Origin of the sequence: Klebsiella sp. R390 (assembly GCF_051131745.1) — a bacterium.
GTDB lineage: Bacteria > Pseudomonadota > Gammaproteobacteria > Enterobacterales > Enterobacteriaceae > Klebsiella.
This window is the reverse complement of sequence record NZ_CP180445.1, coordinates 3,033,102-3,046,516: the sequence shown is the minus strand read 5'-3', so window position 1 is coordinate 3,046,516 and position 13,415 is coordinate 3,033,102. Positions and strand designations below refer to the sequence as shown.

Annotated in this window: 15 protein-coding genes; 13 read left to right on the top strand and 2 right to left on the bottom strand. The window is 59.2% G+C overall.

Annotated features, from left to right (window positions below; all coding sequences use genetic code 11):
* Positions 1-141 precede the first annotated feature (141 nt).
* Both ACMYSP_RS14120 and zntA read left to right on the top strand, forming a co-directional pair.
* Complete coding sequence (locus tag ACMYSP_RS14120) at positions 142-768, top strand: lysoplasmalogenase (protein WP_123757273.1); 627 nt, start codon at positions 142-144, stop codon at positions 766-768.
* 78 nt (positions 769-846) lie between these two features.
* Entirely contained in the window at positions 847-3,045 is a 2,199-nt protein-coding gene (gene zntA, locus ACMYSP_RS14115; RefSeq protein WP_434582675.1) for a Zn(II)/Cd(II)/Pb(II) translocating P-type ATPase ZntA, read from the top strand.
* 110 nt (positions 3,046-3,155) lie between these two features.
* Here the strand turns inward: zntA and tusA are convergent, their stop codons facing one another.
* Positions 3,156-3,401, bottom strand: coding sequence for a sulfurtransferase TusA (gene tusA, locus ACMYSP_RS14110; protein WP_434582674.1), 246 nt, complete (start codon positions 3,399-3,401; stop codon positions 3,156-3,158).
* Between the two features lie 210 nt (positions 3,402-3,611).
* Here tusA and ACMYSP_RS14105 point away from each other — a divergent pair, with 210 nt between their 5' ends.
* Both ACMYSP_RS14105 and ACMYSP_RS14100 read left to right on the top strand, forming a co-directional pair.
* Complete coding sequence (locus tag ACMYSP_RS14105; RefSeq protein ID WP_434582672.1) at positions 3,612-4,277, top strand: 7-cyano-7-deazaguanine/7-aminomethyl-7-deazaguanine transporter; 666 nt, start codon at positions 3,612-3,614, stop codon at positions 4,275-4,277.
* A gap of 73 nt (positions 4,278-4,350) precedes the next feature.
* Positions 4,351-4,908, top strand: coding sequence for a DcrB family lipoprotein (locus ACMYSP_RS14100; RefSeq protein ID WP_123757270.1), 558 nt, complete (start codon positions 4,351-4,353; stop codon positions 4,906-4,908).
* Here ACMYSP_RS14100 and ACMYSP_RS14095 read toward each other — a convergent pair whose 3' ends face one another.
* Positions 4,909-6,129: an MFS transporter gene (locus ACMYSP_RS14095; protein ID WP_434582670.1), complete on the bottom strand. Its 1,221-nt coding sequence runs from the start codon at positions 6,127-6,129 to the stop codon at positions 4,909-4,911.
* A gap of 415 nt (positions 6,130-6,544) precedes the next feature.
* Between ACMYSP_RS14095 and ACMYSP_RS14090 the strand changes: the two genes are divergently transcribed.
* From ACMYSP_RS14090 to ACMYSP_RS14050, 9 genes are all read left to right on the top strand, one after another.
* A complete protein-coding gene (locus tag ACMYSP_RS14090) occupies positions 6,545-6,934 on the top strand; it encodes a hypothetical protein (protein ID WP_434582669.1) in 390 nt (129 codons plus the stop codon).
* 481 nt (positions 6,935-7,415) lie between these two features.
* On the top strand, positions 7,416-8,138 hold the full coding sequence (locus ACMYSP_RS14085) for a beta-ketoacyl synthase chain length factor (RefSeq protein WP_434582668.1): 723 nt from the start codon (positions 7,416-7,418) through the stop codon (positions 8,136-8,138).
* Entirely contained in the window at positions 8,135-8,950 is an 816-nt protein-coding gene (locus tag ACMYSP_RS14080) for a lysophospholipid acyltransferase family protein (RefSeq protein ID WP_434582667.1), read from the top strand. The genes ACMYSP_RS14085 and ACMYSP_RS14080 overlap by 4 nt, the downstream gene beginning before the upstream one ends.
* A complete protein-coding gene (locus ACMYSP_RS14075) occupies positions 8,931-9,188 on the top strand; it encodes a phosphopantetheine-binding protein (protein ID WP_123757266.1) in 258 nt (85 codons plus the stop codon). Before ACMYSP_RS14080 ends, ACMYSP_RS14075 begins: the two co-directional genes overlap by 20 nt.
* 10 nt (positions 9,189-9,198) lie before the next feature.
* Positions 9,199-9,450: an acyl carrier protein gene (locus tag ACMYSP_RS14070; RefSeq protein WP_434582666.1), complete on the top strand. Its 252-nt coding sequence runs from the start codon at positions 9,199-9,201 to the stop codon at positions 9,448-9,450.
* Positions 9,451-9,455: 5 nt separating this feature from the next.
* Positions 9,456-10,037, top strand: a complete 582-nt coding sequence (locus ACMYSP_RS14065) for a hypothetical protein (RefSeq protein ID WP_434582665.1) — start codon at positions 9,456-9,458, stop codon at positions 10,035-10,037.
* Positions 10,034-11,392: an AMP-dependent synthetase gene (locus ACMYSP_RS14060; protein ID WP_434582663.1), complete on the top strand. Its 1,359-nt coding sequence runs from the start codon at positions 10,034-10,036 to the stop codon at positions 11,390-11,392. Before ACMYSP_RS14065 ends, ACMYSP_RS14060 begins: the two co-directional genes overlap by 4 nt.
* On the top strand, positions 11,379-11,732 hold the full coding sequence (locus tag ACMYSP_RS14055; RefSeq protein ID WP_434582662.1) for an ApeI family dehydratase: 354 nt from the start codon (positions 11,379-11,381) through the stop codon (positions 11,730-11,732). The genes ACMYSP_RS14060 and ACMYSP_RS14055 overlap by 14 nt, the downstream gene beginning before the upstream one ends.
* Positions 11,723-13,414, top strand: coding sequence for a glycosyltransferase family 2 protein (locus tag ACMYSP_RS14050; protein ID WP_434582661.1), 1,692 nt, complete (start codon positions 11,723-11,725; stop codon positions 13,412-13,414). Before ACMYSP_RS14055 ends, ACMYSP_RS14050 begins: the two co-directional genes overlap by 10 nt.
* The last annotated feature ends 1 nt before the right edge of the window (position 13,415 follow it).

Sequence of the window (13,415 nt, the reverse complement as noted above, 5' to 3'; positions counted from 1 at the left end):
TCATCTAACCCATAAGAATTCTCAGGAATAAGCATACCGCGCCTTGATTAACATTGTCATCCGCCGCTCCGACCCACTACACTAGAATTCAGTACCGTCAATACACCCATTATTTAATAATAACAGATACAAGGACTTACTATGCTTTGGTCGTTTATTGCTGTCTGTTTCTCCGCGTGGCTTTATGTCGATGCATCCTATCGCGGCCCCACGTGGCAACGCTGGGTTTTTAAACCCGTCACCCTGATCCTGCTGCTGCTGCTGGCCTGGCAGGCACCGATGTTCAATGCCATCAGCTATCTGGTGCTCGCCGGACTGTGCGCGTCGCTGCTGGGCGATGCGTTAACGCTGCTGCCACGCCAGCGGATAATGTATGCGGTCGGCGCCTTTTTCCTGTCGCACCTGCTCTATACCATCTGGTTTGCCAGCCAGATGACGATGTCATTTTTCTGGCCGCTGCCGCTGGTCCTGCTGGTTATCGGCGCCCTGCTGCTGGCGGTGATCTGGAGCCGGCTTGAGGAGCTACGTATGCCGGTGTTTACCTTTATCGGCATGACGCTGGTGATGGTCTGGCTGGCCGGCGAGCTGTGGTTCTTCCGCCCGACGGATACCGCGCTTTCGGGCTTTGCCGGGGCGTCATTCCTGCTGCTCAGCAATATCGTCTGGCTGATCAGCCACTATCGCCGTCGCTTCCGCGCTGATAACGCGATTGCTGCCGCCTGCTACTTCGCCGGCCACTTCCTGATCGTCCGCGCGCTGTACCTGTAATTAATTGCTTGACTCTGGAGTCGACTCCAGAGTGTATCCTCCGGGTAATGAGAAAATTATCATTACCCGGAGGGTCTCATGTCGACTCCAGAAGCTCAGGATAAAAAAGTCCCGCAATTCTCGTCATTCAAATTAAAGCCGGTGACTGCGCAGGCTGACAGCTGCTGCACGGAGTCCACCTGTGCCACCGCCACGCCGCCTGAAAGCACGCCTTTAAACGAAGCGCGTTACCGTTGGTTAGTCGAAGGGATGGACTGCGCCGCCTGCGCCCGCAAGGTAGAAACCGCCGTGCGCCAGGTCGAGGGCGTCAGCCAGGTTCAGGTGGTGTTTGCCACCGAGAAGCTGCTGGTGAACGCCGATGGCGATGTCCGCGACCGCATTGAAAGTGCGGTACGCGCGGCAGGCTATACGCTACGCGATGAAAGCGCCCCGGTGCCGAAGGTCTCACGTCTGCGCGAAAACCTGCCTCTGGTGACGCTGGTGCTGATGATGGTGCTGAGCTGGGGCCTGGAACAGTTCAACCACCCGCTGGGCGAACTGGCATTCATCGCCACCACCCTCGTGGGACTGTGGCCCGTCGCCCGCCAGGCCGTACGCCTGATCCGCAGCGGCAGCTGGTTTGCCATTGAAACACTGATGAGCGTTGCCGCCATCGGGGCGTTGTTTATCGGCGCCACCGCTGAGGCGGCGATGGTGCTGCTGCTGTTTCTGATTGGCGAACGTCTTGAAGGCTGGGCCGCCAGCCGTGCCCGCCAGGGCGTGAGCGCGCTGATGGCCTTAAAACCCGATACCGCCATTCGCGTCCGCAACGGCGAGCGGCAAACCGTCGCCCAGCGCGATTTGCGTCCCGGCGACGTAATTGAAGTCGCCGCCGGCGGCCGTTTACCCGCCGATGGTCAACTGCTGACACCGTTTGCCAGCTTCGATGAAAGTGCCTTAACCGGTGAATCCGTACCGGTCGAACGTCGCTCAGGCGAGCGCGTGGCGGCAGGCGCCACCAGCGTCGATCGATTAGTGCAGCTGACAGTGATATCTGAACCGGGCGACAGCGCCATTGACCGTATTCTGAAGCTGATTGAAGAGGCCGAAGAGCGTCGGGCGCCGATTGAGCGTTTTATCGATCGCTTCAGCCGGGTCTATACGCCAGCCATTATGGTCGTCGCCCTGCTGGTAGCGATCGTCCCGCCGCTGTTCTTTAGCGCCGCCTGGCTGCCGTGGATCTACAAAGGTTTGACGCTGCTGCTGATCGGCTGCCCCTGCGCGCTGGTGATTTCCACGCCGGCGGCGATTACCTCCGGGCTGGCCGTGGCAGCCCGTCGCGGGGCATTAATTAAGGGCGGTGCGGCACTGGAACAGCTGGGACAGGTGCGCCAGGTCGCCTTTGACAAGACCGGAACGTTGACCGTCGGTCGGCCGCGCGTCACCGCCACCATCGCGCTGAGCGATGAAGATGAAAACAGTCTGCTGGCGCTGGCAGCGGCGGTGGAGCAAGGCTCCAGCCATCCGCTGGCGCAGGCCATTGTGCGGGAAGCACAGCAGCGCCAGCTAGTGATCCCCTCGGCCCGCAACCAGCGCGCGCTGGCAGGCTCCGGAATTGAAGCCGAGGTCGACGGCCATCGAATCTTGATTTGCGCGGCGGGTAACGGTTCTGCGCCGCACCATGAGGCGCAGATTCAGCAGTTGGAGAACGCCGGGCAGACGGTGGTGCTGGTACAGCGCGAGCAGGCGCTGCTGGGGATTCTGGCGTTGCAGGACACGTTACGGGATGACGCCCGTCAGGCGGTCGACGATCTGCATCGTCTGGGCGTCAAAGGGGTGATCCTCACCGGGGATAACCCACGCGCGGCGGCGGCGATTGCCGGAGAGCTGGGACTGGCGTTCCGCGCCGGGCTGCTGCCAGCCGATAAGGTCACGGCGGTGACGGCGCTCAACGCCGAGGCGCCGCTGGCGATGGTTGGCGACGGGATTAACGACGCCCCGGCAATGAAGGCCGCAACCATCGGTATCGCCATGGGTAGCGGGACCGACGTGGCGCTGGAGACCGCCGACGCCGCCTTAACCCATAACCGTTTAACCGGCCTGGCGCAGATGATTACCCTGGCCCGCGCCACCCACGCTAATATCCGGCAAAATATTGCCATCGCGCTAGGGCTGAAGGGGATTTTCCTGATCACCACCCTGCTTGGATTAACCGGGCTGTGGCTGGCGGTGCTGGCGGATACCGGCGCGACGGTGCTGGTCACCGCGAACGCTCTGCGACTGTTACGTCAGAAGTAAGCGGAAAGTCCCGGGGGCGGCGCTTGATGTGCCTTGCCCGGGCTACAGGCTGTGCGGTCAGGTAGCCCGGACAGGTGCGCAGCACCGCCTCCGAGGAAGCCTGAAGCAAATCAGTGGCTTTTGCGGATCAGGTAACGGTACGGCAGCGCCTGCGTTTCCTCGGCAACCAGCTCGTGTTCCATAAAGCGGCAAAACCCCGGAATATCGCGGGTAGTCGCCGGATCGTCGGCGATAATCAGCAGCGTCTCACCCACCGGCATGGTACGTACGGCCTTGCGTACCATCATTACCGGTTCCGGGCAACGCAGGCCCTGAGCATCCAGCGTGTGGTCAGGACTGGAGAAAAGTTCGGTCATTTTCATCTCACATCAACAAAACGGCCCTAGTTTACCGCCACTTTTGCACTACGCAAGTCAGGTTAACGTTTGCGCGAAAAACAACCGTTGCAATACCCGCGCAACGCAGTATCATTCTGCCGCTTCATACTGGTACACGCGCGCAGGCACATCGCTCGCGAGTATTGATTTATTGGGTTCCCTCACCCCAATCACTAAAAAGGTCACAATATGAGTCCCTTTACTACCGTACAGCGTACAAAAGCGCTGGTCTGGCTTTCGCTTTTCCATTTGCTGGTGATCACCTCCAGCAACTATCTGGTGCAGCTCCCGATCTCCATTTTCGGTTTTCATACCACCTGGGGCGCGTTTAGCTTTCCGTTTATTTTCCTCGCCACCGATCTGACGGTGCGGATTTTCGGCGCTCCGCTGGCGCGACGCATTATCCTGGCCGTGATGATCCCGGCGTTGCTGATCTCTTACGGCGTCTCTTCCCTGTTCTATATGGGCGAGTGGCAGGGTTTCGCCGCGCTGACCCACTTTAACCTGTTCGTCGCCCGTATCGCGGCCGCCAGCTTTATGGCCTACGCGCTGGGTCAGATCCTTGATGTCCACGTCTTTAACCGCCTGCGTCAAAACCGCCGCTGGTGGCTGGCGCCAACCGCGTCGACCCTGTTCGGCAACGTCAGCGATACGCTGGCCTTTTTCTTTATCGCGTTCTGGCGCAGCCCGGACCCGTTTATGGCGGCGAACTGGGGAGAGATTGCGATTGTCGACTACAGCTTCAAGGTGCTGATCAGCATTGTGTTCTTCCTGCCGATGTATGGCATGCTATTGAATATGCTGATGAAAAAACTGGCAGATAAATCTGATTTATCGGCATTGCAGCCAGGTTAAGAGTACTCACAGGTTGATGTGATAAGATACACGGATGAGCCGTTAATGGCCGTTTATCGAAAGGAAGAAGTCAATGCGCAATTTGGTTAAATATGTCGGTATTGGCCTGCTGGTTGTAGGTCTTGCGGCCTGTGATAACAGCGATTCAAAAACGCCAACCGAAGGGGCTGCAGCACAGAGCAACGCCAGCGGACAAACCGTTAGCCTGCTGGATGGCAAGCTGAGTTTCTCCCTGCCGGCGGGAATGACCGATCAGAGCGGCAAGCTGGGCACTCAGTCCAACAATATGCACGTCTACTCTGACGTCACCGGGCAAAAAGCGGTGATTGTGATTGTCGGCGACAGCACCAATGAAGAGTTAAGCGTGCTGGCCCAGCGCCTGGAAGAGCAGCAGCGCAGCCGCGATCCGCAGCTGCAGGTGGTGACCAATAAATCAGTTGAGGTCAAAGGCCACACCCTGCAACAGCTGGACAGCATCATCTCCGCCAAGGGTCAGACCGCATGGTCTTCCGTACTGCTCGGCAAGATTGACGACAAACTGCTGACCCTGCAGATCACCCTGCCAGCAGACAACCAGCAGCAGGCGCAGACTGAAGCAGAAAGCATCATCAATACCCTCGCCATCCAGTAACTACTGGCCCGGCGTCGCGGCCTCCGGTTCTACCACCGGGGGCCGTTTTTTTAACCGCCAGCCTAACACCAGCGCCACCGCCACCAGCCCCGCAGCCACCAGATAAATCGCCGATATGCCGACCCACGCCATCAGCAAGCCCGCCAACGGCCCGGTCATTCCTAGTGAAAGATCCATAAATACCGTGTAGGTCGCCAGCGCCGAGCCCTGATTCTGCTGCGGTACCGCCTTTACCGCCACCACGCCCAGCGCCGGGAAGACCAGCGAAAAACCGGCGCCGGCCAGGAAGGTACCGATTTTCGCCATCAGCGACGTTTCTGCCAGCCCCACCAGTAACAGCCCGACGATCTCCACGCTGAAGCACAGCATCGCGACGTTGAGCCCCCCCAGACGCTGAATCCCGTTGGGGAAAAGCAGACGGGTGCCGACAAATGCACAACTAAACAACGTCAGCGCGAACGCTGCACCGTCCCAGCCTTTGGCATCGTAAAACAGCGTGATAAAGGTCGCGATCGCGCCAAAACCCGCGGACGCCAGCGCCAGCGCCATGCCATATGGCCAGACCCGGCCGAGCACCGCGCGAAACGACATGACCTTGCCCCTGGTCGCCCTGACCGCTGCTTTTGGCAGTGCGCAAAGAATCGCCACCAGCGCCACGGCCATAATCGTCAACGCCAGCCCCTGCAGGCCCACGAGGGAATAACAAAGCACGCCAAGCGGTGCACCAATTGCCATCGCCCCGTAGGTCACGATACCGTTCCACGAAATCACCCGTCCGATGTGCAGTGAGCCAACGACGCCCACGCCCCACAAGGTCGAACCGGTACCAGCAAAGCTTTGCCCAATGCCGAGAATCACGCGCCCCAGGCACAGCAGCGTCAGGCTGATCGGCGGCCAGTCGCCGCCGACCGCCGCCAGCAAATAGCTCAGACCGCTGAGGAAGCAGCCGCACAGCCCAAAGACCACAATCTTTTTTGGCCCCAGCAGGTCAGCGTAACGCCCGGCATGCGGGCGACTGAGCAGCGTGGCAAAGTATTGCAAACTGATTACCAGCCCGGCCCAGAAGGCGCTGAACCCCATAACATCATGTACATAGCCGGGCAGTACCGCCAACGGCAGGCCAATCGTCAGGTAGCTGGCAAAATTAAACATCACTACTGAAACAATCCGCAGATTGAGGCGCAATCCATTCAGCGCCGGTTCGTCGACGGGTTCGGGCATTGGGTTCACCAGATTTTTACAACAGTGTTTCACTATTACCACGTCGCCCACACAAAAGCAGCCAGCTACGCATAAAATCACGTTTCAGCAGCATACCGGCGGCGTAGGGGAAGTATCGGCTTGTCTATATTTAAATAACTCAGACGCGGTGGCTAAATATTGCGAATTATTAACCTGCCGGAAAAAATAATGTTAGCGTTCTGAGCAAGATAAATTGCCATTGCACGGTTATAGCGCACGTTCAGCATCACCTGAAGCGAGCGCCACTCGGGTCCGCACGCTTTTATGATCAAAACTGCCGGTTGGGAAAAAATTGAAATCACCATCGCTATTTATCTGGGGTTTTATTTTGACTGATGATATTTTTCACCAGCCACCGTTGCGTGGTATTCCCCTAATTCAACAAGGAGTGTTTATGAGAAAGTTTATGCAGTGGCTGGCCGTTATTGCCGTCGCCGCTACCCTGGCAGGTTGCGCACGTACGGCGCCGGTTGAACAAATTCAGACCACCGTCAGCGCCGGTCACAGCGCCGACCAGGTCAAGCAGGCCATTCTGCGGGCCGGTGTTCAGCGTCAGTGGATCATGACAGAGCCGGCACCTGGCGTCATCAAAGCCCGCCAGCAGGTTCGCGACCATATTGCTGAAGTCCGTATTCCGTACTCCGCCAACGGCTATGCCATTCATTACGATAGCAGCTTCAATCTGATGGCCTCCGGCGGGAAGATCCATAAAAACTACAACCGCTGGGTACATAATCTGGATAAAGATATTCAGGCCAACCTGGCTGCTGACGCGATTCGCTAACCACCTTACCTCCGCCATCGCTATTGTTTCCTGAGGAAGTACTCATTCGCTTCCTCATGCTGAAAAATAGGGATGGCGGGAGCGAATTCGGCATTCTCCTATGTATTCGCCTGCCTGCTGCGGCAATTTGTGGCGGAAATGTCAGAGAGTAGTCATCGGCCTGTTGATGGAATAACGGAATATCGCTATCAGCCGCGAATAATTACCATAATAAATTGCACTGGCATGCGAAAATAATGAAAATACGCGCTGACTTCACCACCTAATTTGCCAGGCGGTGAATATGCTTGCCAGTATGCCCTCACTCTGCACTGAGCAGCAGATACCCGTTCGGCAGAAAAAGCCGAGCGCTAAAAATCCTGGCTGGTAACACGCCGTTGGTTCAGACGTTAGCCATACTGTATTCGCGGGCCAGAAGAAAATACAAAGCGGCGTTCAAAAAACGTAGCTGGAATCACCGGTTTATCGCGGATGCGCGTTGATGAAATTCTCACTAAACATAGTTGACTGGCAGGGCAGAGCCCCTGGGCTTAGCGAAACGGCGCAGTGGCAGCAATGGTCACGGCAGCCGCACGCCATCGATCCGGCAGCGCCGCAGGCAAAATTAAGTGAATTACCGATGATGGCCGCCAGACGGCTCAGCTCGGGGAGTAAGCTCGCCGTGGAGTGTGGGCTGGCGATGCTGCGCCGCCATCATATCGACGCCGTGCTGTACACCAGCCGCCACGGTGAGCTGGAGCGCAACTATCGCCTGCTCCACGCCCTGGCGACGGGGCAGGATATCTCCCCTACCGACTTCGCGCTTTCGGTACACAACTCGGCGGTGGGCAATCTGACCATTACCGCTCAACAGCCGATAACCTCCTCTTCACTCTCTGCCGGGCGGGACTCCTTCCAGCAAGGGTTATGTGAAGTAATGTGCCTGCTGAGTGCCGGCTATCAACGGGTGCTGATGGTCGATTTCGATGGCCACCTGCCAGAGTTTTATCATCCTCAGTTGGCTCCCACCATGCCCACCTGGCCCTACGCGCTGGCGCTGGTGATCGAGGCCGGCGATGCGTGGCGCTGTACCACGGTAGGGGCCGCGCGCGACGATGAGCCAGAACTTCCGCAAAGCCTGCTGTTTTTACAGCACTACTTGCAAGACCACACCGACTTCACCCTCCCGGGCGAACGCCTGCAGTGGCGCTGGAGTCGCGCATGAGCGGCATTATGCAGGGCGTAAACCGGGTCTGGCGAGGCGCCATGACCGGCGTCTGTTTCGCCCTGTTTGGTCTCGGTGGATTAGTGCTGTCTCTTATCTGGTTCAACCTGCTACTGGTGGTGGTGAGGAATAAAACCCGCCGTCGTCGCCTGGCACGACGCAGCATCGGGGCCAGCTTCCGCCTCTTTTTAACGGTGGTCCGAACCGTCGGCGTGCTGGACTACCGTATTGAGGGCGAAGCAGTTCTGCGTCAGGAACGCGGGTGCCTGGTCGTCGCCAACCATCCCAGCCTGATTGATTATGTGATGCTGGCGTCAATCATGCCCGAGACCGACTGCCTGGTGAAAAGCGCCTTACTCAACAACCCTTTCGTCAGCGGCGTGATCCGCGCGGCGGACTATTTGATCAACGACCAGGCTGATTCACTACTGCCCGCCAGCCAGCAGCGACTGCAGCAGGGCGATACTATCCTGATCTTTCCTGAGGGCACCCGTACCCGCCCCGGCGAGAAAATGACATTACAACGCGGCGCGGCCAATATTGCCGTGCGTTGTGCCAGCGATGTACGGATCGTGACGATCCGCTGCAGCGAGCACATGCTTGGTAAGCAGTGCAAATGGTACGATGCGCCGCCAACTAAACCCCTGTTTACCATTGAGGTACGCGAGCGGGTAGATATAAGCCAGTTTTACGATGCCAACCTGCATGAACCGTCCCTGGCGGCCAGGCAGCTCAACCGGCATCTTTTGCTCCAGTTACAATCAGGTACTACGCCTGGCTCAGGAATTAATGATGCAAGCGCTCTATCTTGAAATTAAAAAACTCATAATAACTACGCTGAATCTGGACGAACTGTCGCCTGACGACATCGATACCGATGCGGCACTCTTTGGTGATGGACTCGGTCTGGATTCGATTGATGCCCTGGAGCTGGGGCTGGCGGTGAAAAACCAGTATGGCGTCGTGCTCTCAGCCGAAAGCGACGAGATGCGCCAACACTTTTTCTCCGTTGCTACCCTGGCCGCTTTTATCCACGCTCAACGAACCTGAGGCACGTACCATGACTGAACCACAAGATATTTACGCAGAAGTCTCGGCACTGCTGGTCAAACTGTTTGAGATCGATCCCCAGGACATCACGCCGCAGGCGCGCCTGTACGAAGATCTCGAGCTGGACAGCATTGACGCGGTCGACATGATCGTCCACCTGCAAAAGAAAACCAGCAAGAAGATTAAGGCCGAAGAGTTTAAAGCCGTGCGCACCGTGCAGGATGTCGTTGATGCGCTAGAACGTCTCTCCCGAGAAGCCTGATCCGCATGTCGGAGGCCTTTTCGCGTCGGGGGATACCGCTGCTGACGAATCTGCTGCTGCTCGCCTGGCCCGTGTTAATCTGGCTGGGTCTGGCGCATAACAGTCTGCACTGGCTGCTTCCGCTGATGGCGCTGCTGCTGTTTTTACGCTTCTATCAGACCCGGCGCCAGGCCGGGCCTCTGCGCATCGTCACCCAGGTCGTAGCGCTGGCCGGTATCACGCTGTGCGCGGCCAGCTATGTGCTGAAAACGCACCAGCTACTGCTATTTTACCCGGTGGTGGTCAACGCCGTGATGCTGACTATTTTCGGCGGTTCGCTGTGGTCGGCGATGCCGATCGTTGAACGCCTGGCACGTATTCAGGACCCTCAGCTTCCCGCCGCGGCTATCTGCTATACCCGGCGGGTCACCCAGATCTGGTGTCTGTTTTTTATCGGTAACGGCAGTATCGCCCTGTTCACCGCACTGCATGGCGATATGGCGCTGTGGACCGCCTGGAATGGCATGATTGCCTACCTGCTGATGGGGACGCTGATGGCCGGAGAGTGGCTGGTACGCCGCCGGGTCATAAAGCGGGACGCCACATGAACGCGCCTCTGCCCATCTCCCGCTGGCTGAGCGCCCCGCGTCCGGCCGATACCCTCATCGCCTGGCAAGGCCAGCAACGCTGGACGGTCAACCATCTGCGCCACGATGTCGCGCGCTGGGTAACTTACCTGGACCAGCAGCAGGGCCAGCGCTGGGCGCTGTGCTTCGACGACAGCTACCTGTTTCTGGTGGCGCTGCTGGCCACCCTGCACGCTGGAAAAACGCCGGTGATGCCGGGGCACAGCCGGGTTTCGCTGCTGAATGAACAGCGAGCACTGTTTGATGGTCTGCTCAGCGATAAAACTCTCGGCTGGAACGGCCCTGCGCTGACCATCAGCAGTTCGCCGCAGGACCCAACACAATCCATCGCGCTACGCGATATCGCCGATGACGCCCGCGTGGAGCTGTTCACCTCCGGGTCAACAGGACAACCGAAGCGGGTGATCAAGCCGCTGGTGTGCCTCGACCGCGAAGCCGCTCTGCTGGCCGCGCACTTTGGCGAACGGCTGGCCGGCTGCCGCATTATCGCCTCGGTGGCGCCCCAGCACCTGTACGGCCTGACGTTCCGTCTGTTTTTACCGATGGCGCTTGGTCTGCCGCTGCACGCCACCACGCTGAACTACGCCGAGCAGCTCAGCGCCCTGAATCCGCAACATCGCTATGCGTTTATCAGCAGTCCGGCCCTATTAAAACGCCTGGACGCCCGGCTGACGCCGCCGCCGGTCGGGCTCATTATCTCCGCCGGGGGCCTGCTCGCCTGGCAGGATGTCACCCGCACGTTTGGCTGGCTTAAACGTTGGCCGGATGAGATATACGGCAGCACCGAAACCGGCGTTCTGGCCTGGCGTTTTCGCGATCGGCCAGACGGCGACTGGCAGCCGCTGCCCGGCGTCAGATTTATGCCACAAAACCAGGCATTTCGCGTTTTTTCACCGCTGATAGCCGAAGAAGACGGCCTGTTGCTCGATGACAGCCTGCAGTTCACCGCCAACGGTCATTTCCAGCTGGCAGGCCGCCGTGGACGGGTCGTGAAAATTGAAGAAAAGCGCATTTCGCTCAGCGACATTGAACAGCGCCTTCTGGCGCTGGAGGGCATTCGCGACGCCGTCGCGCTGCCCGTGACCCGCGGTGGTCGCCAGAATATCGGTGTCCTGCTGGTGCTGGATGAACACACCCGGCAGAAGTGGCAACACGCCAGCAAAGCCCTTGAGCAAACGTGGCGACGGGCGCTGCGCCCGACGCTGGAGCCGGTCGCCATCCCCCGCTACTGGCGCGTTATCGACGACATTCCGGTCAACAGCATGAACAAGCGTGTCTATGCGCAGTTACAGGAGTTGTTTCTTGAAACCCCGTGAGATTGAACGCCATCAGGCACAACCCCAACAGGTGGAGATTGTTCTGCATCTCGACCCGGACCTGCCGTGGTTTCGCGGTCATTTTGCCGTCCAGCCGCTGCTGCCCGGCGTCGCGCAACTGGACTGGGTGATGCATTATGCCACCACGCTGCTGGCGCCAGGCTGGCGGTTCCAGGGCATTCAAAACGTTAAATTTCAGGCGCCGCTGCTGCCGGAGACCACCGTCACCCTCAGCCTCAGCTGGCAGCCCGAACGCCAGATTCTGGCCTTCAGCTATCAACGCCACGATGGTGAGGCGCGCCATACCGCCAGCAGCGGGAAGATCCGCCTATGTCGCTAATCGTCAATCCCTGTGTGGTGATCCCTTGCTACAACCACGGCGCCATGATGGCGCAGGTCATTGCCCGCCTGCGGCCTTTCGCGCTGCCCTGCATCGTCGTCGATGATGGCAGCGACGCGGCAACCCGCGAGGTCCTGGCGCAGCTGGACTTGCAGGAACCTGACCTGATGCTGATCCGCCTGGCGGAGAACGCCGGCAAAGGTTGCGCCGTGATCCGCGGACTTCAGGCCGCCGCGGATGCCGGGTTCAGCCATGCCGTGCAGGTAGATGCCGACGGCCAGCACGCCATTGAGGATATTCCCCGGCTGCTCGCGCTGGCACAGGCGCACCCCACCGCGCTGATTTCCGGCCAGCCCATTTACGACGATTCCATTCCTCGCTCGCGGCTGTATGGCCGCTGGATAACCCACATCTGGGTATGGATTGAAACCCTCTCGCTGCAGCTGAAAGACAGCATGTGCGGCTTTCGCGTCTACCCGATTGGCCCGACGTTGCAGCTGGCGCAGCGCGTGGCGCTGGGTAAGCGAATGGATTTCGATACCGAAGTCATGGTGCGCCTCTACTGGCAGGGCCATGACAGCTATTTTGTCCCGACCCGGGTCACCTATCCCACCGACGGGCTGTCTCATTTCGACGCCCTGAAGGACAACTGCCGCATCTCGTGGATGCACACCCGCCTGTTCCTTGGCATGTTGCCGCGTATCCCTTCCCTGTTGCTGCGTCGCCGGGCGACCCACTGGGCGCGCCAGGATGAGGTCAGGGGATTATGGGGAATGCGTCTGATGCTGCTGGTGTGGCGTCTCCTGGGCCGCAACGTATTTTCATGGTTGCTCTACCCGGTGGTCGGCGTTTACTGGCTGACGGCGCATCGTGCCCGTCGCGCCTCACAGAACTGGCTGGCCCGGGTGCGAACGCAGTTGGCCGCCTGCCAGCAGCCGCTGCCGGCGCAGCTCACCAGCTACCGCCATTTCCTGCGTTTTGGCGACGCAATGCTCGATAAAATCGCCAGCTGGCGCGGGGAGCTACGTTTCGATCGCGATGTTGTGTTCGCTCCCGGAGCCGAAGCCGCGCTCAATAGCGGCGCCCCTACCGGCAAACTGCTACTGGCCTCGCACCTCGGCGATGTCGAAGCCTGTCGGGCGCTGGCGCAGCTGCAGGGCGGTCAGGTCATTAACGCGCTGGTGTTTAGCGAGAACGCCCGCCGCTTTAAGCAGATCATGGAAGAGATGGCGCCGCAGGCCGGGGTGAACCTGATACCGGTCAACGATATCGGCCCGGATACCGCCATGTTGCTGCAAGAGAAGCTGGAGCGTAACGAATGGGTGGCTATCGTCGGCGATCGCATTGCCGTGACGCCCCAGCGCGGCGGCGAATGGCGCGTCTGCTGGAGCGAATTTATGGGCCAGCCGGCCCCCTTCCCGCAGGGGCCGTTTATTCTGGCCGCCATTCTGCGTTGTCCGGTACAGCTTATTTTTGCACTGCGCCAGCAGGGCAAGCTGCGTATTCACTGCGAACCCTTTGCCGATCCGCTGGTGCTGCCCCGGGCTGAACGCCAGGCGGCCCTGCAGGAGGCGGTCGATCGCTACGCGCAGCGCCTGGAACACTATGCGCTCCAGTCACCATTGGACTGGTTCAATTTTTTCGATTTCTGGCAGTTGCCGGATGCCAAAGAGAAGGAGTAAA